The sequence below is a fragment of the Catenuloplanes niger genome (assembly GCF_031458255.1).
Lineage (GTDB): Bacteria > Actinomycetota > Actinomycetes > Mycobacteriales > Micromonosporaceae > Catenuloplanes > Catenuloplanes niger.
The window spans coordinates 4429060-4453676 of the sequence record NZ_JAVDYC010000001.1 but is presented as its reverse complement, the minus strand read 5'-3'; the positions used below and the strand labels follow the sequence as shown (position 1 = coordinate 4453676).

Here is a 24617-nt window from a genome sequence, read left to right as displayed (position 1 = left end):
CAATTCCCGGAAATGGCACGCCGCTCGGGTTCCGGTCGACCGTAGCGGCGCGTTACCGTGTCGCCGCAATCAGCTTTGGGTGTGAACCAGGGACTGGAGTCGCATGGCGAGCGTGCAACAGTCGAGCTTCCACGGTTTCGCGAATCCGGTCGATCCGAGTGCCGCCGAGATCCGCGCGTGGGCCTACCAACCCGACTCGGTGCCGCTGGAGTCGATGCCGGCGGACTGGGACCTTCTCGTGTCCGGCGACCGGCTGGTCGGCACCCTCTTCGAGCTGGCCATGGACCGGACCTGCCCGGCACGCCGCTTCGCGCTGCACTGTCTCTACATCTATGCGGCCGACGGGATCCGGACGAAGTTCCGGGCACACCCGAAACGGCGGCTGCGGAAGCTGGTCGAGACCGCGGAGGACGAGGGCGACGAGCCGATGGCGATCTGGGCGCACAACGTCCGGGTGCTGCTGGCCCGGCCGGAGCTGTTCGACTACCACGACTGGTGCGAGGGCGGCCTGGTCCGGCAGTCACGCCGGCTCGGCTGACAACCCCAGCCGGTGACGGTCGTGGTCCGGGCGGGGAGCCCCCGTGGATCCCCGCCCGAACCGGCGCCGCGAGCCGTCATGGCAGGCCGATCGGCCTCGCGACCCGTCGTCGCGCACCCTGGGTGACCATAACCGGCTCACCGCCCGGCTCGGGCGGGAATCCGACATTTCGCCTTTGGGGCTGCATCTCGCCTCTGAGGCGGGGGCGCCTCGGTCATTCGCGACGCGGCCGGACACCAGCGACGATCCAAACCCGAGAAGCGATTTTCCCGCTTCCGGCGTGGTGCTGCCCGCATGCTCCCGCGGGCACCGGTCCCGCCGTGGCCGGCCCACCCCAAAACCCAACCCCACCGTCGACCCACACCGCGCCGACACTCTGCACGCCACCGACCATGCGCCACCGGCCTCGCGCCGCCGACCATGCGCCATCGGCCTCGCGCCGCCGACCTCGCCGCTGATCCCGCACCGCCGACCTAGCGCCACCGCCTTTACGCCGTAGGCCTTGCGCCGCTGGCCCCGTGCCGCCGGTCCCCGCCGCGGACCTTGCACCGCGGGTCCACGCCGCCGGTCCCGCTGCGGACCTCGCACCGCCGGTCCCACGCCGCCGGTGCCCGCCCCGGACCTCGCGCCACCGGTCTGGCGGCCGCGTGCTGAACCACTGCGCGTTCGGCGTCGCGGTAGAGCGGAGATCCTTCAGCCTGTATCGCTGTTTCGCGTGGGCGGCAACAGCGATACAGGCTGAAGGATCTTGAATCTCAGCTTACGGATGATCACGTCTCGGATACCGGATACGCGCCCGGCCTCGGGTCTTCCGGCACGCCCGGCGCCGCGGGACCGCCGCCGTCGGACGGCCTTCCGCCGGCCGCTCTCGAATGCAGATCATGACGATCCGCCCACCGCCGCGCGGCGCAGCGGGAAACCTGCCGCGCGAGGAGAGCCGCAGCGCGGCGGATCGCGTGGGGTTTCCGGCGCCGGGCGGGACCGGCTCCGGTGTCGTGCGGGAAGCGGAGCGCCAGCGGAGTCTTGCCGTGCGGCGAGGTTGGCCCGCGGGAGCATGCGGGCCGAACCCCGCCGGAAGCGGGAAGACCAAGTATTTGATCTTCGTGAGGCACGGCAGAACGCTACTGCGGCCGTTCCCGCGGCCGCCAGACCACCAGCGCGGTCGACCGCTGGCTGGTCGGCACGAGGTCGCGGCGCGGGTACGCCGCCATCGCCTCCAGTTCCGCGATCCGCCGGTACGCCGCGGCCAGTTCCTCCCGCAGCTCCAGCACCTGCTCCTGGAGGTCGCCGGCGAGGTGTTCCAGCCCGATGATGTGCTTGATGCCGGCCAGGTTGACGCCTTCCTCCTGGCTGAGGCGCTGCACCTCGCGGAGCAGCGCCACGTCACGGGCGCTGTACCGCCGTCCGCCGCCGGCGGCCCGGCCGGCCTGCACGAGACCCAGCCGGTCGTACTGCCGGAGGGTCTGCGGGTGCATGCCGGCCATCTGGGCCGCCACGGAGATGATCAAGACCTTGGCGTCCGAGACTCCCTCGATCGCGATGCGGATGCGCGCGTCCACGGTGTCACCTCGTCCTATCCAGCTCTGCGTACCCGTGCCTCGAGATGCTCCCGGGACGCCGCCGGCGTGCGCTCGGCGAACGTCCGCAGCGCCTCCCGGGCCTCTGGCGAGACGTCCTTCGGCACCTGCACCTCGAGCGTGACGAGCAGGTCGCCGGCCTCGCCGTCCCGCTTCGGCACGCCCTTGCCCCGGGCGCGCAGCACCCGGCCGCTCGGCGTGCCCGGCGGGACCCTGAGCGTCACCGCGCCGTCCATCGTGGGCACGCGCAGGTCGGTGCCGAGCACCGCCTCCGCGAACGTGATCGGCACGGTCATCGTCAGATTGTCGCCGCTGCGCGCGAACAGCTCGTCGCGACGCACCTTGACCAGCACGTAGAGGTCGCCGGGCGACCCGCCGCGCTCACCCGGCTCACCGCGGCCGGACAGCCGTATCCGCTGCCCGTCCGCGACGCCGGCCGGGAGCCGGACGTTCATCGTGCGGGTCTTGGTCACGCCGCCGGTGCCGTGGCACTCCGGGCACTTCTCGTCCACGATCGTGCCGACACCCTGGCAGTCCTTGCAGGGCTCGGAGAAGCTGAACGAGCCCTGGTTGCGCTGCACCAGGCCGGAGCCTCGGCAGGTCGGGCAGGTCCGTGGCTGCGTGCCGGGCTTCGCGCCGTTGCCGTGGCAGACGTCGCAGACGCCCGGCGCGCGCAGCGTGATCGGCAGGGTGGTGCCGCGCACCGCGGCACCGAAGTCGATGGTCACCTCGGTCTCGACGTCCCGGCCGCGGGACGGGCCCTGCCGGCCGCCACCCCCGCCGGAGAATATCGATCCGAAGAGGTCGGAGAAGCCGGCACCGCCGAACCGGCGGTCGCCCGCGCCGGCACCGCCGGTGTTCACGCCGCCGAACAGGTCGGAGACGTCGAACGGGAACGCTCCACCGCCCGGGGGGCCACCGGCGCGGGCGTTGCGCCGGAACGCGCCCGAGCCGAAGAGCGCGCGCATCTCGTCGTACTCCTTGCGCTTCCGCTCGTCGGACAGCACGTCGTAGGCCTCGGAGACCGACTTGAAGCGCTCCTCTGCCTCGCTGTTGCCGGGGTTGTGGTCCGGGTGCAGCTCACGCGCGAGTTTGCGGTACGACTTCTTGACGTCGTCCTGGGAGGCGGACTTCGGCACGCCGAGAACGGAGTAGAAGTCCTTTTCCAGCCAGTCCTTGGAACTCACCAATCCACCTCCTTCGCTGGCTCATTCGCCTGGATGACCGGCGAGGTGGCCCGGTGCACGGGCCACCTCGCCGGTCGGGAGCTCACTCCGGGTCCGCGACCGCCACCATCGCGGGCCGCAGCAGCCGGTCGCCGAGCGAGTAGCCGCGCCGCATCACGTCGATGCAGGTCGTCTCCGTCACCTCGGCGGAGGTCAGGTGCGCCACCGCCTCGTGCCGGTTCGGGTCGAACGGGTCGCCCTTCTCGCCGAACGCGGTCAGCCCGAACTTGCCGAGCGCGGCCTGGAGCTGCTCCGCGACGCTGGCGAACGGTCCGACCAGGTCGCCGTGCTCGCGCGCCCGGTCCAGGTCGTCGAGCACCGGCAGCAGCGCGGACAGCACCGAACCGGTGGCCTGCTCGCTCGCCGCGGCACGGTCGCGCTCGACGCGCTTGCGGTAGTTGGCGTACTCCGCAGTGACCCGCTGGAGGTCGCGCGTGCGGTCCTCCACCTCGGTCCGCAGCGCTTCCAGCTCGGCGGAGAGGGGAGGCGTCGGTGCGGCGTGCTTACCCACCCGCTCCTCCTTCTCCTCTTTCGACTCGGACTTCTCCTCGGCGGCCGGAGCCTCCTCGGCGTCCTTCGCGTCCGTGGCCGGCTCGGCGTCGAGCACCTCGTCCGGCTCCAGGACCTCGGGCGCCTCGGCCTTCTCGGGCTTCTTCGCACCGTGCTTGGCGACGGAAGGGTCGATCTTCCGCCGGTCCCTTATGACGACCCGCTCGGTGCCCTCTCCGGAACGCTCGCGCTCCGCCGAGGATCCGGCCGTGTCGCCCGGCTTCTGCTGCTCGTCGGTCATGCCTTCACCTCACCCCGCACCCGTCCCACGGCGTACCGTCGGGTCACTTCTTGTTGTCCTCGTCGACGATCTCGGCGTCCACGACGTCGTCCGCCGCGTTCCGCGCACCGCCCGGCGCGCCACCGGCCGCACCCGCGCCGGCACCGGCCGCACCCGCGGCGTCCTCGGCGCCGGCCTGCTCGGACTGCTGCTGGTAGAGCAGCGAACCGGCCTGCTGCGAGACGGTCGCCAGCTTCTCGTGCGCCGTCTTGATCGCCTCGATGTCGGTGCCGCCCAGCGCGCCGCGCAGCTCGCCCAGCGCCTCACCGATCTGGTCCCGGGACTCGGCCGGCAGCTTGTCGCCGCTCTCCGCCAGGAACTTCTCGGTCTGCCACTGGAGCTGCTCGGCCACGTTGCGGGCCTCGGCGTCGTCCCGGCGGCGCTTGTCCTCGTCCGCGTGGTCCTGCGCCTCGCGCATCATCCGCTCGATGTCGTCCTTCGGCAGCGCGGAGCCACCGGTGATCGTCATCGACTGCTCCTTGCCGGTGCCCAGGTCCTTCGCGTTGACGTGGACGATGCCGTTCGCGTCGATGTCGAAGGTGACCTCGATCTGCGGCACGTTGCGCGGCGCCGGCGGAAGACCGGTCAGCTCGAACGTGCCGAGCTTCTTGTTGTACGCCGCGATGTCCCGCTCGCCCTGGAAGACCTGGATCAGCACGGACGGCTGGTTGTCGTCGGCCGTGGTGAAGACCTCGGAGCGCTTGGTCGGGATGGTGGTGTTGCGCTCGATCAGCTTGGTGAAGATGCCGCCCTTGGTCTCGATGCCCAGCGACAGCGGGGTCACGTCGAGCAGCAGGACGTCCTTGACCTCACCCTTGAGCACACCGGCCTGCAGCGCGGCGCCGACGGCCACGACCTCGTCCGGGTTGACGCCCTTGTTCGGGTCACGGCCGGTGAGCTGCTTGACCAGGTCGGTCACGGCCGGCATACGCGTCGAGCCACCGACCAGGATGACGTGGTCCACGTCGGAGACCCGGACGCCGGCGTCCTTGATCGCCTGCTCGAACGGGCCCTTGCAGCGGTCCAGCAGGTCCTGCGTCATGCGCTGGAACTCGGCGCGGCTGAGCGTCATGTCCATGTGCAGCGGACCCGACGGGCCGGCCGTGATGTACGGCAGGTTGATGCTGGTGGTGGTGGCGGCGGACAGCTCGATCTTCGCCTTCTCCGCGGCCTCCTTGAGGCGCTGGAGGGCCATCTTGTCCTGGCCGAGGTCGATGCCGTGCTCACCGCGGAACGTCTTGACCAGGTGGTCGATGACCCGCTGGTCCCAGTCGTCGCCGCCCAGGTGGTTGTCGCCGGAGGTCGACTTGACCTCGATGACGCCCTCGCCGAGCTCCAGCAGCGAGACGTCGAACGTGCCGCCGCCGAGGTCGAAGACCAGGACGGTCTGCTCCTTGGTGCCCTTGTCCAGGCCGTAGGCGAGCGCGGCCGCGGTCGGCTCGTTCACGATCCGCAGGACGTTGAAGCCCGCGATCTCGCCGGCCTCCTTGGTGGCGGTCCGCTGGGCGTCGTTGAAGTACGCCGGGACCGTGATCACCGCGTCGGTGACCTGCTCGCCGAGGTACGCCTCGGCGTCGCGCTTGATCTTCATGAGCACCCGCGCGGAGATCTCCTGCGGGCTGTACTTCTTCCCGTCGATGTCGATCGACCAGGTCGAGCCGATCTCGCGCTTGACCGAGCGGATCGTCCGGTCCGGGTTGGTCACGGCCTGCCGCTTGGCGACCTCGCCGACCAGCACCTCGCCGTTACGGGCGAAGGCCACGATCGAGGGAGTGGTGCGCGACCCCTCCGCGTTGGCGATCACGGTCGGCTCGCCGCCTTCGAGAACGCTCACGCAGGAGTTCGTCGTGCCCAGGTCGATGCCGACCGCACGTGCCATGTTCTTCCTCACTTCACTTCTCGAACCACGGCGCCTGCCGGCACCGCGGGCTTCTTCCGATCCGCGCCCGGCCCGAGCGCCTCACCTAAGTTGAGTGGACCGGACTCAATACTGCCACGATCACAAAAACCGTCAAGTGGAGAGTTGAGCGCGTCACGCGCAAGTTTATCCGTTGTACGTGAGGGGTACCTCGAAACTCACCGATCGGGCAGGCTTACTACTCTGGCCGGGCGCTCGCGGGGAGCGTGACCGTGTCTCCGGGGAGAACTGTGCAGACTCGCGGTGAGCTCACCCCCGCCTCGCTGGCCGAGGCGCTCGACCACCTGCGCTCGGTGGTCGCCGCCACGTCGTACCCGTTGGTCATGCCGTCCGCGGCGGACGCCACGGAGGCCGGTGCGGCGCTCGTCACCCAACTCGACGACTATCTGATCCCACGGCTCGCCCGGCTGGACGCGCCACTGCTCGCGGTGGTCGGCGGTTCCACCGGCGCGGGCAAGTCCACACTGGTCAACAGCCTGGTCGGGGCGAAGGTGAGCGCGTCCGGCGTGCTCCGGCCCACCACCCGGGCGCCGATGCTGGCCGCGAGCCCGGCCGACCTCGAGTGGTTCCGGCGCGGCGAGCTGCTGCCCGGGCTCACCCGGACCGACGAGCCGAGCACCGACCCACGCTCGTTGCAGCTGGTCGGCGTGCCCGCGCTCACGCCCGGGCTGGCGCTGCTGGACGCGCCGGACATCGACTCCGTGGTGGACGCCAACCGCGCGCTCGCCGGGCAGCTGCTCGCGGCCGCGGACCTGTGGATCTTCGTGACCACCGCCGCGCGGTACGCGGACGCGGTGCCCTGGGCGCTGCTGCGCACCGCCCGGCAGCGCGGCACCGTGATCGCGATGGTGCTGGACCGGGTTCCGCCGGAGGCCGCCGAGGAGGTCGCGGCGCACCTCGCCGAGATGCTCCGGGACAACGGGCTCGGCGCCGCACCGCTGTTCATCGTGCCGGAGACCCGGCTGACCGCGGACGGGCTGCTGCCGCCGGCCGCGCTCGGCGACCTCAGCGCCTGGATCGGTTACCTGGCCGCGGACGCGGAGACCCGGGCCGACGTGGTCCGCCGCACGCTGGCCGGCGCGCTGGCCGCGCTCGCACCCACCACCGGGTCGCTGGCCGACGCGGCCGAGGAGCAGAACGCGGCCGCGGAGACGCTCACCGACCGGGTGGACAACGCGTACCGGAACGCGAACCGCGCGGTCGCGCACGGCGTGGAGGACGGCCGGCTGCTCCGCGGCGAGGTGCTGGCCCGCTGGCAGGAGTTCGTCGGCACCGGCGAGCTGATGCGCACGCTGGAGGCGCAGATCGGCCGGCTGCGGGACCGGATCGTGTCCACGCTCACCGGCCGGCCCGCGCCCGGGCACGCGCTGCGGTCGGCGATCGAGGGCAACCTGGTCACGCTGATCCGCGGCGCGGCGGACGAGGCCGCGGAGGCGGCGTACACCGGCTGGCAGGCGCACCCGGCCGGGGCCGCGCTGCTGTCCCCGCCGCTCGGCCGGGCCGCGCCCGACCTGCCGGACCGCGCGGAGCGACTGATCCGGGACTGGCAGCGGCACGTGCTGGAGATGGTCCGGGAGGAGGCCGGCGACAAGCGGGCGATCGCGCGCGGCACCGCCTACGCGGTCAACGCCAGCGGCCTGCTGGTGATGGTCGTGGTCTTCGCGTCCACCGCGTTCATCCCGACCGGTGCGGAGGTCGCGGTCGCCGGCGGCACCACGGTCGCGGCGCAGAAGGTGCTGGAGGCGATCTTCGGCGACCAGGCGATCCGCAGCCTCGCCGCCAAGGCCCGCGCGGACCTGCTGGACCGCGTCGCCGCGCTGCTGGCCGAGGAGGCCGAGCGCTTCACCGCGCTGGTGGCGACGGTCCCCGACTCCGCCGGACGCCTTCGCGGTGCGGCCCTCGACGTCGAGGCGGCCCGGGCCGAGGCCGGGCTGGTGACCCGGTGAGCGGCGGTCTGGTCTCCCGGATGCGGGACGCGCTGGCGCCGTCCCGCACGCTGGACGCGGACAGCCTGCTGCGCCGGGTCGAGTCGCTGCGCCGGTTCCTTCGCGCGGTCGACGGGCTGCTGCCGCCGGAGCGGCTGACCGGCGCGCACACCGTGGTGGAGCGGGCCGACGCCCGGCTCGCGCTGTCCCGCGAGCACACCGTGGTGGCGCTGGCCGGCAGCACCGGCAGCGGCAAGTCCAGCCTGTTCAACGCGCTCGCCGGGCTTCCGCTCTCCCAGGTCGGCATGCGCCGGCCGACCACCGGCGCCGCGCACGCCTGCGTCTGGGGCTCGCTGGAGGGCGCGAACGCGCTGCTCGACTGGGTGGGCGTGCTGCCGAGGCACCGGTTCGTCCGGGAGAGCGCGCTGGACGGCGACGACCAGAGCGCGTTGCGCGGCCTGGTGCTGCTGGACCTGCCCGACTTCGACTCCGTGCAGCGCGCGCACGCCACCGAGGTGGACCGGCTGCTCGGCCTGGTCGACCTGATCGTCTGGGTGGTCGACCCGCAGAAGTACGCGGACCGCACGGTGCACGAGGCGTACCTGCAGAAGCTGCGGACGCACGCCGGCGTGACCGTGGTCGTGCTCAACCAGGCCGACCGGCTGACTCCGGAGGACCAGCAGGCCGTCGTGACCGACCTGCGCCGGCTGCTGGTCGAGGACGGCCTGCCCGAGGCGCCGGTGCTGGCCACGTCCGCGCTGCCGCACCCGCCGGGTCTGGGACCGCTGCGCGGTCAGCTGGAACAGGCGGTCACCAAGCGCGAGGCCGCGCTGCTGCGGCTCTCCGCGGACGTGGACGCGACCGCGGACCGGCTCGGCGAGCTGGTCGGCCCGGCCGTGGCCGAGGACGTGGTGGACCGGGCCGCGGTGGCCGCGCTGGCCGACGCGTTCGCGGTGATGGCCGGCGTGCCCGCGGTGGTGGAGGCGACCGAGCGCGCCTACCGGCACCGGGCGATCGGCATGACCGGCTGGCCGCTGGTGCGCGGCCTGCGCCGGCTGCGCCCGGACCCGCTCCGCCGGCTACACCTGGACCTGCCGTCCGCCGGACCCTCGGACGGCTTGCTGGACGGTCTGACCGAGGAGGACCCGGCGCCCCGCCCGCTGCCGGCCACGTCGGTGCCGGACCCGGACGCGGCGCAGCGGGCCGCGGTCAAGCTCGCGGTCCGGCAGGTCGCGGACCGGGCCGCCGTCGCGCTGCCGGAACCGTGGCGCCCCGGCCTGCTGGACGCGGCCCGCTCGCACCTCGACGACGTGCCGGACGCGCTGGACTCCGCGGTGGCCGGCACCGACCTGGGCATCGGCACGCCGATCTGGTGGCGCGTGGCCGGCTTCACCCAGTGGCTGGTCACGCTGGCCGCGGCCATCGGCCTGGGCTGGCTGATCACCGGGTACGCGATCCGCGCGCTCGGCCTGCCCGCGCTGGACTACCCGGACGTGGGCGCCACCCCGCTGCCGACCGTGCTGTTCCTCGGCGGTCTGCTGGCCGGTGCGCTGCTCGCGCTGATCGCCCGACCGGTGATCGCGTTCGCGGCCCGGCGGGCCCGGCGGCGCGTGGACCGGAAGCTGCGCACCGAGGTCACGGCCGTGGCGCGGCGAACCGTGGTGTCGCCGGTGCGAGAGGTTCTGCAGTCGTACGCGCGGGCACGCGAGGCCATGGCCTTCGCCCGGTCCGATCACGCGTAGGCTCGGACCATGCCCGCACCCCGGACGCCGCACGACGCCGTGCTCGAGGCCGCCCGCGACGTCGTCAAGCTCGACTGTGCCTACGACGCGGAGCTGCTCGGCACCGCGTTGCTGGGCAGCTTCTACGAGCTCGCCGAGGAGGCCCGGGCGGAGGCGGTGCGCGGTTTCACCGGCGACTTCCTGGCCGCGACCGCGGACCGCACCGCACCGGCCGCGGACGCGATCCGGCAGATCTTCGCGGCGCTGGTCCCGGACGCGACCGGCGCGTCCGCCGTGCGGCCCGGACCGGACGCACCCGCCTGGGTGCCGCTGCTCGGCCGCGTCCGGTGCACCGGCACCTGGGCGTACGGTGACGTCTACGGCGACCAGACCACCTACATCGCGGCGTTCGCCTACGACGACGAGGTGCTCGGCGGGCCGGAGCACGCGGTGGTCGCGCTGGTCGACCACAACATCGGCATCGCGAAGGACGTCTTCGTCACCGGCTCGGCCGAGAAGATCGTCGCGCAGGTCCGCGCGCTGTGCGCCACGGACGAGATGACCTGGTTCCGCGACGAGGCGCCGGAGCGGCTGCGCGAGCAGGTGGTCCGCCATCTCGCGATCACCGACGAGCTGTCCAGCCTGCCGGCCGCGTCGTCGCTGGCCACCGACCGCGCGCTGGCCGGTGCCCGGCTGGCGGTGCTGCCCGGCGACTCGGTCGAGGTGCCCGGCGCCACGCCGATGTCCGACGGTGCCCGGTCCGCGCTGATCGCCGACTTCCTGCGCTCGCCGGAGGCGGAGTCGCAGCAGCTGGACCTGGTGGAGACGGAGACGGAGCGCTCGTCCCTGCAGTTCGGCGTCAGCCTGGTGGTGGACCACGCGGCCACGCTGCCGGACGCGGACCCGCTGCGCTGGAGCCCGGCCGTGGCCGGCTTCTTCCTGCTGGACTGGGTGCACCGGCGCGCGGTGCTGGACGTGGACGACGCCGCGATGCTGCCCCGGGTGGTGCGCGCCTGGACGGCGTACGCGCATCGGCGCCGCGAGCTGCCGGACGCCGCGGTCACCGCGTCGATCGCGCAGCTCGAGGATCTGATCCCGGAGTTCGTGCGGCTCTACACGACCGGTGAGCAGCGCAGCCCGGCCACGGCCGCGGTGGCGCAGCTGCTGGCCGAGGGCGTCGACCCGCAGGATCCGGACGCGCTGGAGGCCTGGCTCGAGGCCCGCCGCCAGCCCCCGGCCGAGGACTGAGCACCGACTCGCCGGTCACGGGTGCCGGTCGACCAGCACGACCGGGGCCGGGGACGGCGGGGCCAGGAACGGCACGACCGGTCCGCCCGGCACCGCGGACGTGCGGGCCAGCGCGGTCGCGCCCGCGGTGAACACGGCCAGCATCGGCAGCGAGGCGAGCGCGACCAGCATCGCCACCGTGGCCGCGAAGCGCCGTGGCGACCCGGTCAACCCGGCCGCGCGCACCATTTCCCGACCCCTTCTGCCTCACTCTCAGTTCCGCAGTAGTAACGGCCCGTTCGACATATGGGCACGATTTGTACGAAATATCATTGTTTAATGTGTTCGTCGAAACCGCGGCGACATATTCGCGCACCCGGAGATCTGTAATCCAGCTCACCTTCTTGCAAGGATGGACGCAGCACCCCTTCCCGGCCCGCGCGGCAAGCCCTCACCTGGGCTAGGCGCGATCCGGGGAACCCGCTGCCCACCGGGCAGAACGGATCGAGCGGCGCGCCGCAGGACACCCCCGGACGCGCCCCGGCTCACAGGGAGACGCTCATGGCGCGAGACGACGACACCCTCGTCCAGCTTCTGACCCCCGACGGCGAACGCGTCGACCGGGCCGTCGGGCCGGACGGCGTCGAATACTCCGTCGACCTCACCGACGCGGAGTACCGCGGGTTCTACCGTGACCTGGTCACGGTCCGCCGGCTGGACGCGGAGGCGACCGCGTTGCAGCGCCAGGGCGAGCTGGGCATCTGGGCCAGCCTGCTCGGCCAGGAGGCGGCGCAGGTCGGGTCCGGCCGCGCGCTGCGCCCGCAGGACATGGTCTTCCCGACCTACCGTGAGCACGGCGTGCTCTACTGCCGCGGGATCGACCCGATCATGCCGCTCAGCCTGTTCCGCGGCGTCGACCAGGGCGCCTGGGATCCGATCGAGACCCGCTGCGGGATGTACACGATCGTCATCGGCGCGCAGACGCTGCACGCCACCGGCTACGCCATGGGCATCACGATGGACGGCAAGGTCGGCAACGACGACGGCGAGGCGGCGATCGCCTACTTCGGGGACGGCGCGACCTCGCAGGGCGACGTGAACGAGGCGTTCATCTGGTCCGCGGTCTACACCGCGCCGGTCGTCTTCTTCTGCCAGAACAACCAGTACGCGATCTCCGAGCCGATCGAGCGGCAGACCCGGGTGCCGCTCTACCAGCGCGCGGCCGGCTTCGGCTTCCCCGGCGTGCGGGTGGACGGCAACGACGTGCTCGCCTCCTACGCGGTCACCCGGCACGCGCTGGACCACGCGCGCGGCGGCCAGGGCCCCACGCTGATCGAGGCGTACACGTACCGGATGGGCGCGCACACCACGTCGGACGACCCCAGCCGGTACCGGCCGCCCGCGGAGGCCGAGGCGTGGCGCTCACGCGACCCGATCGCCCGGCTCGCCGCGTTCCTCGGCAAGCAGCAGATCGCGGACGAGTCCTTCTTCGCCGAGGTGGACGAGCAGGCCAGGACCGAGGCGGTACGGCTTCGTGAGCGCGTCCTCACGATGCCGGATCCGGCTCCCGATTCGATCTTCGACAACGTCTACCCTCATGGATCACCACTACTCGACGGCGAGCGTGAGCGGTTCAACGCGTACCGGAAGTCCTTCGAGGGGAGCGCACACTGATGGCGACTGAGGCCCTGACCCTCGGCAAGGCACTGAACGCCGGCCTGCGACGCGCACTCGACCGAGATCCAAAGGTCGTCATCATGGGTGAGGACGTCGGCAAGCTCGGCGGCGTCTTCCGGATCACCGACGGGCTGCAGAAGGACTTCGGCGAGAACCGGGTGATCGACACCCCGCTGGCCGAGTCCGGCATCATCGGCACCGCGGTCGGCCTGGCACTGCGCGGCTACCGCCCGGTCTGCGAGATCCAGTTCGACGGCTTCGTCTACCCGGCGTACGACCAGATCGTCAGCCAGGTCGCGAAGATGCACTACCGCTCGCGCGGCATGGTCCGGCTGCCGATCGTGATCCGGATCCCGTTCGGCGGCGGCATCGGCGCGGTGGAGCACCACTCCGAGTCCCCCGAGGCGTACTTCGCGCACACCCCCGGCCTCAAGGTGGTGACCTGCTCGAACCCGTCCGACGGCTACACGATGATCCAGCAGGCGATCGCGTCCGACGACCCGATCGTGTTCCTGGAGCCGAAGCGCCGCTACTGGGAGAAGGGCGAGGTCGATCCGGAGGCGGAGGCCTACCCGCTGCACTCCGCACGGGTGACCCGGCCGGGCACGGACGTGACCGTGGTGGCGTACGGCCCGATGGTCCGCACCGCGCTCGACGCCGCCACCGCGGCCGCCGAGGACGGGCGCGAGCTGGAGGTGATCGACCTGCGCAGCCTGTCGCCGCTGGACCTCGCGCCGGTGTACGAGTCGGTCCGGCGTACCGGCCGGTGCGTGGTGGTGCACGAGGCGCCGTCCAACGTCGGGCTCGGCGCGGAGATCGCGGCCCGGGTCACCGAGGAGTGCTTCTACTCCCTGGAGTCACCGGTACTGCGGGTCACCGGCTTCGACACCCCGTACCCCGCGGCCCGCGTCGAGGAGGAGTACCTGCCGGACCTGGACCGGGTGCTCGACGCCGTCGACCGCACCTACGGCTGGTGAGCGGACGATGACTCGGATCAAGCGGTTCGACCTGCCGGACCTCGGCGAGGGCCTCACCGAGGGTGAGATCCTGAAGTGGCTGGTCTCGGTCGGCGACGACGTCGAGCTGAACCAGCCGATCGTCGAGGTGGAGACCGCGAAGGCGGCGGTGGAGATCCCGGCGAAGTGGGCCGGCCGGGTGAGCGCGCTGTTCTGCGAGGAGGGTGCGGTCGTCGAGGTCGGCACCGCGATCATCGCGATCGACACCGACCCGGGCGCCGGCGACCTGCCGGACCAGCCCGCCGCGGAGGAGCCCGCGCAGGGTGGCGCTGCCGGCCGTACCCCCGTGCTGGTGGGTTATGGCCCTCGGACGACCGCGGCCAAGCGGCGCCCCCGGCGCAATCCGGCGCCCGGCGCCCCGGCGCAGACCACTTCCACCCCCGCGCCGGTACGGACGTCCGCCCCCGCGCCGGCGATCGCACCCGCGGCGGTGGTGCCGGCGGCGGTTCCCGCGCGTCCGGAGCCGGTGACCGCGAGCGCCGGCCCGGTGCTGGCCAAGCCGCCGGTGCGCAAGCTCGCCCGCGACCTCGGCGTGGATCTGCGCCTGCTGACCGGCACCGGGCCGCTCGGCTCGATCACCCGGGCGGACGTGCAGAGCGCGGTCGAGGCACCGGTCGAGGCGCCGGCCCGGCCCGATGTCCGATTTGACGCATCACGCGAACAGCGCGTCCCGGTGAAGGGTGTCCGAAAGCTGACCGCGGCGAACATGGTCGCGTCCGCGTTCACCGCACCCCACGTCACGGAGTTCCTGACCGTCGACGTGACCCGGGGCATGCGCGCGCTGGACCGGCTCCGGGAGCAGCGCGAGTGGCGGGATGTCCGCGTTTCTCCGCTTCTGCTGGTGGCGAAGGCCGTGCTGCTCGCGATCCGCCGGCATCCGATGATCAACTCTTCCTGGGCCGGCGACGAGATCGTGGTCAAGGACTACGTGAACCTGGGCATCGCGGCCGCCACCGACCGCGGGCTGATCGTGCCGACCATCAAGGACGCCGGCCAGCTGCCGCTGCGCGAGCTGGCGGACGCGCTGAACGAGCTGGTCAGGACGGCCCGCGCGGGCCGGACCACACCCGCGGACATGTCCGGCGGCACGTTCACGATCACGAACGTCGGCGTGTTCGGGGTGGACGCCGGCACGCCGATCCTGCCGCCCGGCGAGGCCGCGATCCTGGCCTTCGGCGCGGTGCGCGAGGCGCCCTGGGTGCACAAGGGCAAGGTCAAGGCGCGTCAGGTGACCACGCTCAGCCTGTCGTTCGACCACCGGATCATCGACGGCGAGCTGGGCTCCCGGTTCCTGTCCGATGTCGGGCGGTTCCTCGCCGACCCGGAGACCGCGCTGCTCGCCTGGAGTTGATCTGCAGCAGCTCAGAGTTCATCCGCCGTGCCCCCGTCGATCACTCGACGGGGGCACGGTTTTTCTTCTGGCCATCTCATCTTCTCCCGACGATCCTTAGGCGAGTGGCCGTGATCACCTCCGAATCGTTGGCAGTTGGGCACGGTCGTGTGTTTCAATTGCGTTACCAGATCGGAAGCAACCGGTCGGAACATCAGGAGTGATGAAAGTCATGAGCATGATCAGCCGGATCCGGGCCGCGCGCGAGACCGCCCGTCGGAACCGCGCGATCGAGCGCGCGCTGCGCTCCGCCAACACCCCTGCGCTGCGCGATGAGATCCTCGCCATCGCTCAGCGTCACTACGGGTAACTCACCAACCTCACTCCGTTGACCCGTGCGGCCGCACCTGTGGCCCGGGCACCACGGAACCCCTCGGCCCGCCGGGTGACCGCGTCTGAAATGTCGACGCGGACCGCCCCGGCGGGCCGTCGCGTATCCGGGTCCGTATTTCCGACCTGCTATGGCGCCCGGTACGGTTGGGCTCGGTCGCCACACCAAGGCCACCCGTGTGTCTTCCCACCGGCACCCACCGGCGGGAAGGATCGGGACCGGGAGACGTGACCCGACCGGAACGACCACGAACCACGTGGTCGCCGGCCGGGCGCCGGAGCCCGGCGGTCGACCACTGGGCTGCCGGCGACGAGGTCGCGCGGCTGCGGCCCGGCAGAGCCGAGGCCCTGGCCAGGCGACCCGGCCGACACGCGATGGAGGAGGCGCAGATGACGTCCGAGGGCCTGCACAAGGCCGGCGACGAGCCGGCTGAGGCGGCGCCGGGCACCGGTGGCACGCCGCCGCCGGAGGGCGCCGAGAGCTTCAACCCCTACCGTTCCGGGGGCCACGTGCCGCCGCAGCAGCCCGCGGCCGGTGCCGCGCCGGCGCCCGGCATGCCCCAGCGCGGCATCGCGTCCGCCGGGGTCCCCCGGTGGCCGTCCGCGCCCGCCCCACGCCCGGAGGACGGCGCCGACAGCGGCGCGAACGAGTGGCCGAGCCAGACCTCGTGGTCACCGAACGTGACGCCCGAACCACCGTCCCCGCCGAACTGGGGACCCTCGCCCGAGTCGTCCGCCCCCGCGCAGTCGCGCTGGGCGCCGGCCGCGCCGGACCCGTCGGCCGAGCAGCCGCGCGCGTTCGGTGGCGGCTCCACCCCCGGCTTCGGCGGCCGGGCCAGCGTCTCCGGCGCGGCCTCGGTGCCGCCGCCGCCCGCACCGGCCACGCCGCCGTCCACGTTCGGCGCGGAGCCCGCGCCGTACAACCCCTACGGCCAGCCCGACGCGAACGATCAGGGCGAGTCGTACGCGGAGGCCACCCAGCACTGGAAGGGCAACGCCTACCCCGGCGCGGAGCAGGCCGCTCGTCAGCAGCCCGGCGCGTCGTCCTGGGCCGCCCCGGCCGAGCCGGCGCAGTCCGCCTGGGGCGCGGCGCAGCCCGCACCCGAGCAGCCGGCCTACGAGCGCAGCGGCCTGCCGCCGGAGGCCTGGGCCCCGGCCGCACCGGCCGCCGACGCGCCCGTCTCCGGCAGCGGCTCCACCGACCCGAACGCGTCCGGCCGGCACGGGCTGCCGCAGCGTGCGCCCGGCCAGTTCGAGCCGCCGTCGGAGAGCACGTACAGCGGCTTCGACCTCACCAAGCGCGGCGCCGCCGGTGGCGGGCGGGCGCAGGTGCCGTCGGCCCCCGACGCGTCCGCCGGCTTCGGCGCGGGCGCGTTCACGCGCGGTGCCGCGGCCGGCCACCAGGGCGACACCGGCCCCGAGGAGCCGCAGCCCGAGCCGTGGAACCCGCCGGTCCGGGTGCCGGGCGCGAGCTTCGCGTCCACGCCGCCGCCGGACGACCCGGAGAGCTCGCGCACCTCCATGCCGACCTCGTTCGGCGGCTCGTTCAACGGCTTCGGCCCGAACAACCCGAATTCCGCCGGTACGTTCGGCGAGGCGCCGTCCCCGTCGGCCGGCTTCGGGCCGGCCGCACCGGGTGAAGGCTTCGGACCGGCCGCACCGGGCGAGGGCTTCGGGGCGGCTCCGGCCGCCCGGGGCACGTTCGGCGAGGCCGACGGCGGCTACCGTGAGTCCGGCCCGGCCGGTTACGACGCGCCCGCGTCGCCGCCCGCGGAGTCCGGCGCCTTCGGCACCTCCGGCGGTTTCGGCCAGGCGCAGCCTGGTGGCTTCAACCAGCCGCCGGCCGGTGGCTCCGGTCAGGCGGAGTCCGGCGGCTTCGGCCAGGCCCAGCCGGGCGGCTTCGGTCCGGCCCAGCCGGGCGGGTTCGACCAGCCGCAGGCCGGCGGGTTCGGTCAGCCGGAGTCGAGCGGCTTCGGTCCGGCGCAGCCTGGTGGCTTCAACCAGCCGCAGTCCGGCGGGTTCGGCCAGCCGGAGTCGAGCGGTTTCAACCAGCCGCCGGCCGGTGGCTTCGGCCAGCCCGAGTCCGGTGGCTTCGGCCAGCCGCAGGCCGGTGGCTTCGGCCAGCCCGAGTCCGGTGGCTTCGGCCAGCCGCAGGCCGGCGGGTTCGGTCCGGCCGCGTCCGAGGAGAGCCCGGCCAGCGAGGCCGGCCGCTTCGCGGTCCAGCCCGACTTCGGCGGCTCCTACGGCGGCGACCAGCAGCACGACCCGGCGCAGGTGCCGCAGCCGCGCACGCCCTCCGACCTCCCGGCCGCCTCGCCGTACGCGCCGCCCGCCGCCGGTTCCGCCGGTGTGGCCCGCGCCGCCGTGGTGCCGCCGTCCGCCTCCGCCGCGGCGCCGTCCGTGTCCGCGCCGCCGGCCGGTGAGTCGCCCGCCGACGCGCCGGCCACCGGTCGCGCGGTCGCTGGTAGCGCCTCGGTGCCGATGGCCAGCAAGATCACCCCGCCGCCGGACGCGCCGATGCCGCCGCCGGTGAGCAAGGGCCAGGCCCGGGTGTACGGCAAGGCCGCCGCACCCGAGCCGGACGAGTCGTCCCCGATCTCGGGCGCGCCGGTCAGCGGCACACCGGTGTCGGGCTCCCCCACCTCCGGTTCCCCGGTGTCGGGCTCCCCGGTCTCCGGTTCCCCGGTCTCCGGCGGTTCCCCGGCCTGGAGCGGTTACGACGCACCATCCGTGCCCGGTGCCCCCGGCGCGTTCGCGTCGCCGCACCAGGAGCACGGCCCGGTCAACGGCTTCGCGCACGGTCAGCAGCGCGAGGAGCCGCCGGCCGAGGCCGCGCCGCCGCACTTCGCGGTCGGCGGCGGTCTGCCGTACCCCGGCCAGGTCGTCGACGGCCGGTCGATCGACCCGCGTGGCCCGATGGGCGACCGGGGTCACGACAACCGCGGTTTCGACGACCGTGGCTTCGACGACCAGGGTGACGGCTTCCCCGGCGGTCCCGGAGCCGGAGCCGGCTTCGGCGGTCCGCAGCGCAACGACGGCTTCGGCCCGCGCAACGACGGCTTCGACGACGGGTTCGGCGCACCGCCGCTCGCGCCGTCCCAGCACGACGGGTTCGGCGCACCGCCGCAGCAGCAGGACGGCTTCGGCACGCCCCCGCAGCAGCACGGCGGCTTCGGCGCGCCGCAGGACGACTCGCCGTTCGGCCCCGGGCCGGGCGCGGGCGGCCCGTCGTTCGGCAGCAACACGGCCGTGTTCGGCAGCCCGCCCGGCGGCTTCCCCGGCAACAACGCTCCCGGCGGCTTCGGCGGCGGCCAGGGCGGCTTCGACGACCCCGGTGACGCCGACCAGGACGCGTTCGACAAGTTCAAGGCCGCGGAACCGGAGCCGGCGAAGGACCCGCTGCCCCCGCCGAAGAAGGGCGGCAACGGTGGCGTGCTCATCGCGGTGGTCATCGTGGCCGCGCTGCTCGTCCTGGTGCCGCTGCTGCTGGTCTGGCTGATGTCGTCCTCCCAGGACGACTCCGCGGCCTCGTTCGACGTGCCGGTCGGCGGCTGCGTGCAGGAGAGCAGCGGCCAGCCGGTCGTCGCCGAGTGCGCGGAGCCGGGCGCGTTCACCGTGGTGTCCCGCGCGCCGAGCAAGGACCAGTGCGCGGACCAGAGCCAGCCGTTCATCGAGATCCGGACCGGTGGCGAGGTGCTCTGCCTGGCCCCGGCCGTCCCGGCCGCCGGCGGCGCGTCCGCGCCCGTCACCACCGGCTGAACCACCGCACAACCGGCACCGCGCCGCCTGGCACCACGAACGAGGAACGATGAGCGACACACCGCAGGGCCGGGTCCGCGCGCCCGAGCTCCGAGGCCGGGGCTGGCTTAACACCGGCGGCACCGACCTGACGCTGGCGGGGCTCCGCGGGAAGATCATCATCCTGGACTTCTGGACGTTCTGCTGCATCAACTGCCTGCACGTGCTGGACGAGCTCCGGCCGCTGGAGGAGAAGTACGGCGACGTCCTGGTCATCATCGGCGTGCACTCGCCGAAGTTCGAGCACGAGCGCGACCCGGACGCGCTGGCCGCGGCCGTGGAGCGCTACGGCGTACCGCACCCGGTCCTTGATGATCCTGATCTGCTGATGTGGCAGCAGTACGCGGCGAAGGCCTGGCCGACGCTCGCGGTCGTCGACCCGGAGGGCTACCTGGTCGCGTCGATGGCCGGCGAGGGCCACGCGGAGGGCCTGGCCAGGCTGGTCGACGAGCTGATCGTCCGGCACGACGCGAAGGGCACGCTGCGCCGCGGCGACAGCCCGTACGTGCCGCCCGCCGAGGCCGAGACCCCGCTGCGTTTCCCCGGCAAGGCCGTCCCGCTGCCGAACGGGAACCTGCTGGTCAGCGACTCGGCCCGGCACTCGCTGGCCGAGGTCACGCTGGACGGTGACGTCGTGCGGCGGATCGGCACCGGCGTCCGCGGCCGCGCCGACGACGCCCCGTCGTTCTCCGAGCCGCAGGGACTCTGCCTGCTCCCGCCGCACACCGCCGAGATCGCCGGCTACGACGTGGTCGTCGCGGACACGGTCAACCACCTGCTCCGCGGCGTGAAGCTGTCGGACGGCACGGTCACCACGATCGCCGGCAGCGGCCGTCAGTGGCGGTCCGCGCCGGACGGCCACGCCCACGACGCGCTGGCCGTCGACCTCTCCTCCCCCTGGGACGTGGCCTGGTACGACGAGAAGGTCGTCGTCGCGATGGCCGGCATCCACCAGCTCTGGTGGTTCGACCCGATCAAGCGCACCGCCGGGGTCTACGCCGGCACCACGGTCGAGGCGCTGCGCGACGGCCCGATCCCTGACGTCTGGATGGCACAGCCGTCCGGCCTCGCCACGTCCGCCGACGGCAGCCGCCTGTGGATCGCCGACAGCGAGACGTCCGCGCTGCGCTGGATCGCGGACGGTGAACTGCACACCGCCGTCGGCCAGGGCCTCTTCGACTTCGGCCACATGGACGGCCCGGCCGCGCAGGCGCTGCTGCAGCACCCGCTCGGCGTCTGCGCGCTGCCGGACGGCTCGGTGCTGATCGCCGACACCTACAACGGCGCGGTCCGCCGCTACTCCCCCGACACGGACGAGGTCACCACGGTCGACCGCGGGCTCGCCGAGCCCAGCGACCTGGTGCTCACCGCGGACGGCGCGGTCCTGGTGGTCGAGTCCGCCGCGCACCGCCTGACCCGCCTGGCACCCGGCACGCTGGAGGCCGCCGGCGTCTCCGCGGACGGCACCCGGCACCGCACCGAACGCCCGGCGACCCCGCTCGCGCCCGGCGACGCCACGCTCGACATCATCTTCACCCCCGCGCCGGGCCAGAAACTCGACGAGACGTTCGGCCCGTCCACCCGCCTCGTCGTCAGCGCCTCCCCACCGGAGCTGCTGCTCGACGGCGCCGGCACCACCACGGACCTCTCCCGCACGCTGCGCCTCAACCCCGACGTCCCCGGCGGCGTCCTTCAGGTCGTCGCCCAGGCCGCCACCTGCGACATCGACGCCGAACACGCGGCCTGCCACCTCACCCGCCAGGACTGGGGCGTCCCGATCACCATCACCCCGGGCGCCCCGTCCCGCCTACCACTCATCCTGCGCGGCCTGGACGGCTAGTGGGCTGTCCATGAACGTTCGCCGCGCTTGAGACACTCCGCGCGGCTTGCGCAGCGCAGCGTCAGGTCGAGAGCAGTCTCGTCAGCCTTGTTCGGTCACGAGACTGGGTGGTGTGGGATCGAGCCGGTGCAGACGCGGCAGTTGACCCAGGACATGGGCCGCCGGCGGCAACAACTCGATCGATGCGCGGTTCGGGCCGCTACGCACGTCCGTCAGCGCCGGCTCGGCCTACGACAGTCACACCGCCCAGACTCGTGAGCTAACGCTGACGTTTGCGCGGCCGCGCGGGATCGTTGTCATTCAACGCTTTCACGTGCCAGAGGCCCGGCTTGAGAATGTTGCCGGCTGCTGTCAGAAAATCCTCGCGGCACTTGGGAGACGTGAAATGGAACGTCGACAGCTTCTCGTCCCTGAACCACTCGCCCGCACCGGTCCCGCCCGAGGCGATCTGGGGATTCGCGTGCTCCTCGTAGTGAAATGACAAACCACGAAGAGCACTCAGAACCGAAACGTTCTCGGACCACACCGTAACGCTGAAGTGAAACAAGTCATGCTTACTGGACACTGTGGTCAGTGTAGTGATCCGCATCAGCTCCCGTGCAACGCGAATCCGACGTCGTCCCCGATGCCTCAGGCGAAGGACGCGAGGGTCTGGTTCGCGTCGAGGAGGGAGGCGCGGACGCGGCGGGCGAGGTCGACGGCGCCGGCGGTGTCGCCGTGCAGGCAGATGGACTCGACCGGGCACGGGACCACGGTGCCGTCGGCCGCGACGACCGTGTGTTCGACGGCCATCCGGACCACCCGGTCGGCGACCGCGGCGGAGTTGTGGATGACCGCGTCCGGGTCCGTGCGCGGGACGAGGCGGCCGTCCGGCAGGTAGGCGCGGTCCGCGAAGCCCTCGCCGACGACCCGGAGCCCGGCGTCCGCGGCGAGCCGGGCGAGCACCGAGCCCGGCTGGCACAGCACCGGCAGCCCGGCGTCGTAGTCGGTGATCGCGTCCACCACCGCGCCGGCCTGCACCTCGTCGACCGCGGCCGTGTTGTAGAGCGCGCCGTGCGGCTTGACGTAGCGGACCCGGTCGCCGGCCACCCGGGCGAAGCCGTCGAGCGCCGCGACCTGGTAGATGATCTCATCGCGCAGTTCGGCGCGGCGGTACTCGATCCTGCGACGTCCGAAACCGGCCAGATCGCGGTAGCCCACCTGAGCGCCGATCGCCACGCCCCGGTCGGCCGCGGCGGCGCAGACCGCACGCATGATGGACGGATCGCCACCGTGGAAGCCGCAGGCGACGTTCGCCGAGGTCACCAGGTCGAGCAGCGCCTCGTCGTCGCCGAGCTTCCAGACTCCGAAACCCTCACCGAGATCAGCATTGAGGTCCATGGCTCCGCACGGTAGTCGGCCGCGCGCGACACTCCAAGCGGGTGAGGCTCTTCACTACTGCGAGGTAACTTACGGTGGCGTAACCTGGTGGCGTGACCACCGAAGCCCCCGCTCGCCTCAAGCCGCTGGACCTCGGCAAACCTCGCCTGCGCGGCTGGTTGCACTTCTACGCGTTCTTCGTCGCGTTGGTCTGCGGCATCGTCCTCTGTTCGCTCGCGCTGTCCCGGCCAGGCTGGACGCCGCTGCTCAGCTGCGCCGTCTACAGCCTCACGGTCTGTGGCCTGTTCGGCACCAGCGCGCTCTACCATCGGCGGGTGTGGAGCCCACGCGGCTACCAGATCATGCGCCGGATGGACCACTCGATGATCTTCGTGTTCATCGCCGGCACGTACACGCCGTTCTGCCTGTTGCTCCTGCCGTCGCCGAAGTCGGAGATCATGCTCGGCGTCGTCTGGGGCGGTGCGCTCCTCGGCGTGGCCCTGAAACTGGTCTGGCCGCACCTGCCGCGCTGGGTCGGCGCACCGCTCTACATCGCGCTCGGCTGGGTCGCGGTCGCGGTCCTGCCGGACATCCTGCACAGGGGCGGCGTCGCCGCGCTGGTGCTGCTGATCGTCGGTGGCGTGATGTACAGCGTCGGTGCCGTGCTCTACGCACTCCGCCGGCCGAACCCGTGGCCCACCGTCTTCGGCCACCACGAGTTCTTCCACGCCTGCACCCTCGTCGCCGCGATCTGCCACCACATCGCCATCTACTTCGCCCTGTTCGCATAGGCACTGTTCGCACAGGCACTGTGCGCATGGCAAGGGCTCCGCAGCCACAGCTGCGGAGCCCTGCTACGTAACTCGTCCCCGCGAGAGGGCGCGGTGCCCGAACCGGACGACCGGAGTTACAGCTGCTGACGACGAACCCGGTACTGCTCCTCGACCACCCGGTCCTCGGCCGGGGCGGCGACGGGCGGGGCCACGTGCGTGTGCGGCGGCGCGGTCGCCGGGTGCGGCGGCGCGGGGATGTGACCGTCGGTGGTGGTCGCGACCGGGCGACGGCGGCTCTGCCAGAACCACACGGTCGTCGCGAGTCCGGCGAGGCCGGCGAGGATCAACACCCAGCCGACCACAGCGATGTCGATCCACCCCAGGTCGAACTCGATGGCGAACGCGAAGATCGCCCCTAGCGCGATGAGGAAGATACTTGCTCCGAAACCCACTTTCCTCGCCCTCCTTGGCTGACGGCCGGGCCGGGGTGGCCGGCACATTGCCGAGTCGTGGACCGTGGCCTGGATGCCGACCCACGCTTGAGTGATGGCTTACCCACCCGTCACACGTATCAATCAGGCAAGCTGTACCGCGTGACGTCTCGAACCCTGGTCCTGCTCCGCCACGCCAAAGCCGACCGCCCGGACGGTATCGGTGACCTCGAACGCCCGCTGACCGAGCGCGGTCACGCGGACGCGGCCGCCGCCGGAGCCTGGCTCGCCCATCACGGCTACGCCCCCGATCTGGTGATCTGCTCGCCCGCGCGGCGTACCCGGCAGACCTGGCACGGCGTGGCGGTCGCGATGGCGGAGGCCTCGACCGACGCGAGTTCCCCCACGGTCCGGTACGAGGCGGCCCTCTACGCGGAGGGTCACCACGCGCTGCTCGCCACCGTCAAGGCGGTGCCGGCGGACACCTCGACCGTGCTGCTCGTCGGCCACAACCCGGACATCTCGCTGCTGTCCGCGATGCTCGACCCGGACGGCGCGAACGACTCCGACGGCATGCGCACCAGCGGCCTGGCCGTGCACCGCTTCGACGGCGACTGGGCGTCGCTCGGTGCCGGCGGCGCTCCGGCGACCGACACGCACACCGCGCGCGGCTGACCCGGGCCGGCCTGGCTCAGCCCGGCGGCGCCGGCGGGTGCCGGATCTCGATCTCGGAGTCCGCGCCGAGCGGTGCGGCCGGGTGGGCCAGACGCGTCTCGTCGACCACGTCGATCGCCCCGCCGAGCGCGCGGGTCCGCCGATCGTTCCAGTACCAAATGGTGATCAGCAGTGCGGACGTGCCGGCCAGCATCAGCACCCAGCCGACCACGTTCAGGTCCAGCCACGCCGGCTCCACGTGGACCGCGAAGGCCAGGATGGCGCCGATTGCGATGAGGAAGATTCCTCCGCCAATACCCATGTGCACTCCCCCGTGCCAGGAGATTTCAGGCTATATCGGCTAAGGGCCACCGCACGGCGCTACCGC

21 protein-coding genes are annotated in these 24617 nt (G+C 72.8%); 12 read left to right on the top strand and 9 right to left on the bottom strand.

The window, feature by feature from the left end:
• Window positions 1–103 precede the first annotated feature (103 nt).
• Window positions 104–538 (top strand): hypothetical protein, encoded by a 435-nt coding sequence (locus J2S44_RS19660; RefSeq protein WP_310415964.1) that lies wholly within the window; start codon window positions 104–106, stop codon window positions 536–538.
• Window positions 539–1659: 1121 nt separating this feature from the next.
• Here the strand turns inward: J2S44_RS19660 and J2S44_RS19655 are convergent.
• The 4 genes from J2S44_RS19655 to dnaK form a co-directional block, all read right to left on the bottom strand.
• Window positions 1660–2097 carry a heat shock protein transcriptional repressor HspR gene (locus J2S44_RS19655; protein ID WP_310415962.1) on the bottom strand — a complete coding sequence of 146 codons (438 nt, stop codon included), beginning with the start codon at window positions 2095–2097 and terminating at the stop codon, window positions 1660–1662.
• A 14-nt stretch (window positions 2098–2111) separates the two neighbouring features.
• On the bottom strand, window positions 2112–3302 hold the full coding sequence (gene dnaJ, locus J2S44_RS19650; protein ID WP_310415959.1) for a molecular chaperone DnaJ: 1191 nt from the start codon (window positions 3300–3302) through the stop codon (window positions 2112–2114).
• A gap of 82 nt (window positions 3303–3384) precedes the next feature.
• Window positions 3385–4131, bottom strand: coding sequence for a nucleotide exchange factor GrpE (gene grpE / locus J2S44_RS19645; RefSeq protein ID WP_310415956.1), 747 nt, complete (start codon window positions 4129–4131; stop codon window positions 3385–3387).
• A 43-nt stretch (window positions 4132–4174) separates the two neighbouring features.
• Window positions 4175–6049, bottom strand: a complete 1875-nt coding sequence (gene dnaK / locus J2S44_RS19640; protein WP_310415951.1) for a molecular chaperone DnaK — start codon at window positions 6047–6049, stop codon at window positions 4175–4177.
• A 362-nt stretch (window positions 6050–6411) separates the two neighbouring features.
• Between dnaK and J2S44_RS19635 the strand changes: the two genes are divergently transcribed.
• Genes J2S44_RS19635 through J2S44_RS19625 form a run of 3 tightly spaced genes read left to right on the top strand, consistent with a single transcriptional unit; the run spans window position 6412 to window position 10982 of the window.
• The gene (locus tag J2S44_RS19635) at window positions 6412–8034 is read left to right on the top strand and encodes a GTPase family protein (RefSeq protein ID WP_374728000.1); all 1623 of its coding nucleotides are present in this window, start codon (window positions 6412–6414) and stop codon (window positions 8032–8034) included.
• A 20-nt stretch (window positions 8035–8054) separates the two neighbouring features.
• Window positions 8055–9755 (top strand): GTPase, encoded by a 1701-nt coding sequence (locus J2S44_RS19630; protein WP_310429778.1) that lies wholly within the window; start codon window positions 8055–8057, stop codon window positions 9753–9755.
• Between the two features lie 9 nt (window positions 9756–9764).
• Window positions 9765–10982 (top strand): hypothetical protein, encoded by a 1218-nt coding sequence (locus tag J2S44_RS19625; protein WP_310415944.1) that lies wholly within the window; start codon window positions 9765–9767, stop codon window positions 10980–10982.
• A gap of 15 nt (window positions 10983–10997) precedes the next feature.
• Here the strand turns inward: J2S44_RS19625 and J2S44_RS19620 are convergent, their stop codons facing one another.
• On the bottom strand, window positions 10998–11210 hold the full coding sequence (locus J2S44_RS19620; RefSeq protein WP_310415941.1) for a hypothetical protein: 213 nt from the start codon (window positions 11208–11210) through the stop codon (window positions 10998–11000).
• A 312-nt stretch (window positions 11211–11522) separates the two neighbouring features.
• Between J2S44_RS19620 and pdhA the strand changes: the two genes are divergently transcribed.
• The 6 genes from pdhA to J2S44_RS19590 all read left to right on the top strand — a co-directional run bounded on the left by pdhA (window position 11523) and on the right by J2S44_RS19590 (window position 21012).
• Window positions 11523–12635 carry a pyruvate dehydrogenase (acetyl-transferring) E1 component subunit alpha gene (pdhA, locus tag J2S44_RS19615; RefSeq protein WP_310415938.1) on the top strand — a complete coding sequence of 371 codons (1113 nt, stop codon included), beginning with the start codon at window positions 11523–11525 and terminating at the stop codon, window positions 12633–12635.
• On the top strand, window positions 12635–13615 hold the full coding sequence (locus tag J2S44_RS19610; protein ID WP_310415935.1) for an alpha-ketoacid dehydrogenase subunit beta: 981 nt from the start codon (window positions 12635–12637) through the stop codon (window positions 13613–13615). The genes pdhA and J2S44_RS19610 overlap by 1 nt, the downstream gene beginning before the upstream one ends.
• A 7-nt stretch (window positions 13616–13622) precedes the next feature.
• Window positions 13623–15005, top strand: coding sequence for a dihydrolipoamide acetyltransferase family protein (locus J2S44_RS19605; RefSeq protein WP_310415933.1), 1383 nt, complete (start codon window positions 13623–13625; stop codon window positions 15003–15005).
• A 211-nt stretch (window positions 15006–15216) separates the two neighbouring features.
• Window positions 15217–15354 carry a hypothetical protein gene (locus tag J2S44_RS19600; RefSeq protein ID WP_306836288.1) on the top strand — a complete coding sequence of 46 codons (138 nt, stop codon included), beginning with the start codon at window positions 15217–15219 and terminating at the stop codon, window positions 15352–15354.
• A gap of 410 nt (window positions 15355–15764) precedes the next feature.
• Window positions 15765–19133 carry a hypothetical protein gene (locus tag J2S44_RS19595; protein ID WP_310415930.1) on the top strand — a complete coding sequence of 1123 codons (3369 nt, stop codon included), beginning with the start codon at window positions 15765–15767 and terminating at the stop codon, window positions 19131–19133.
• Between the two features lie 49 nt (window positions 19134–19182).
• Window positions 19183–21012 carry an NHL domain-containing thioredoxin family protein gene (locus J2S44_RS19590; protein ID WP_310415927.1) on the top strand — a complete coding sequence of 610 codons (1830 nt, stop codon included), beginning with the start codon at window positions 19183–19185 and terminating at the stop codon, window positions 21010–21012.
• A gap of 259 nt (window positions 21013–21271) precedes the next feature.
• Here J2S44_RS19590 and J2S44_RS19585 read toward each other — a convergent pair whose 3' ends face one another.
• Together J2S44_RS19585 and J2S44_RS19580 are read right to left on the bottom strand one after the other, a co-directional pair.
• A complete protein-coding gene (locus tag J2S44_RS19585) occupies window positions 21272–21577 on the bottom strand; it encodes a hypothetical protein (RefSeq protein WP_310415924.1) in 306 nt (101 codons plus the stop codon).
• Between the two features lie 65 nt (window positions 21578–21642).
• Window positions 21643–22392 (bottom strand): LamB/YcsF family protein, encoded by a 750-nt coding sequence (locus J2S44_RS19580; RefSeq protein ID WP_310415921.1) that lies wholly within the window; start codon window positions 22390–22392, stop codon window positions 21643–21645.
• Window positions 22393–22484: 92 nt separating this feature from the next.
• Here J2S44_RS19580 and trhA point away from each other — a divergent pair, with 92 nt between their 5' ends.
• Window positions 22485–23162: a PAQR family membrane homeostasis protein TrhA gene (gene trhA, locus J2S44_RS19575; protein ID WP_310415919.1), complete on the top strand. Its 678-nt coding sequence runs from the start codon at window positions 22485–22487 to the stop codon at window positions 23160–23162.
• A gap of 116 nt (window positions 23163–23278) precedes the next feature.
• On the opposite strand, the gene J2S44_RS19570 is transcribed toward trhA, so the two are convergent.
• Window positions 23279–23596, bottom strand: a complete 318-nt coding sequence (locus J2S44_RS19570) for a DUF6458 family protein (RefSeq protein WP_310415916.1) — start codon at window positions 23594–23596, stop codon at window positions 23279–23281.
• A gap of 141 nt (window positions 23597–23737) precedes the next feature.
• Here J2S44_RS19570 and J2S44_RS19565 point away from each other — a divergent pair, with 141 nt between their 5' ends.
• Window positions 23738–24250, top strand: coding sequence for a SixA phosphatase family protein (locus tag J2S44_RS19565; RefSeq protein WP_310415913.1), 513 nt, complete (start codon window positions 23738–23740; stop codon window positions 24248–24250).
• A gap of 16 nt (window positions 24251–24266) precedes the next feature.
• Here the strand turns inward: J2S44_RS19565 and J2S44_RS19560 are convergent, their stop codons facing one another.
• A complete protein-coding gene (locus J2S44_RS19560) occupies window positions 24267–24551 on the bottom strand; it encodes a DUF6458 family protein (RefSeq protein WP_310415910.1) in 285 nt (94 codons plus the stop codon).
• Window positions 24552–24617: the final 66 nt, after the last annotated feature.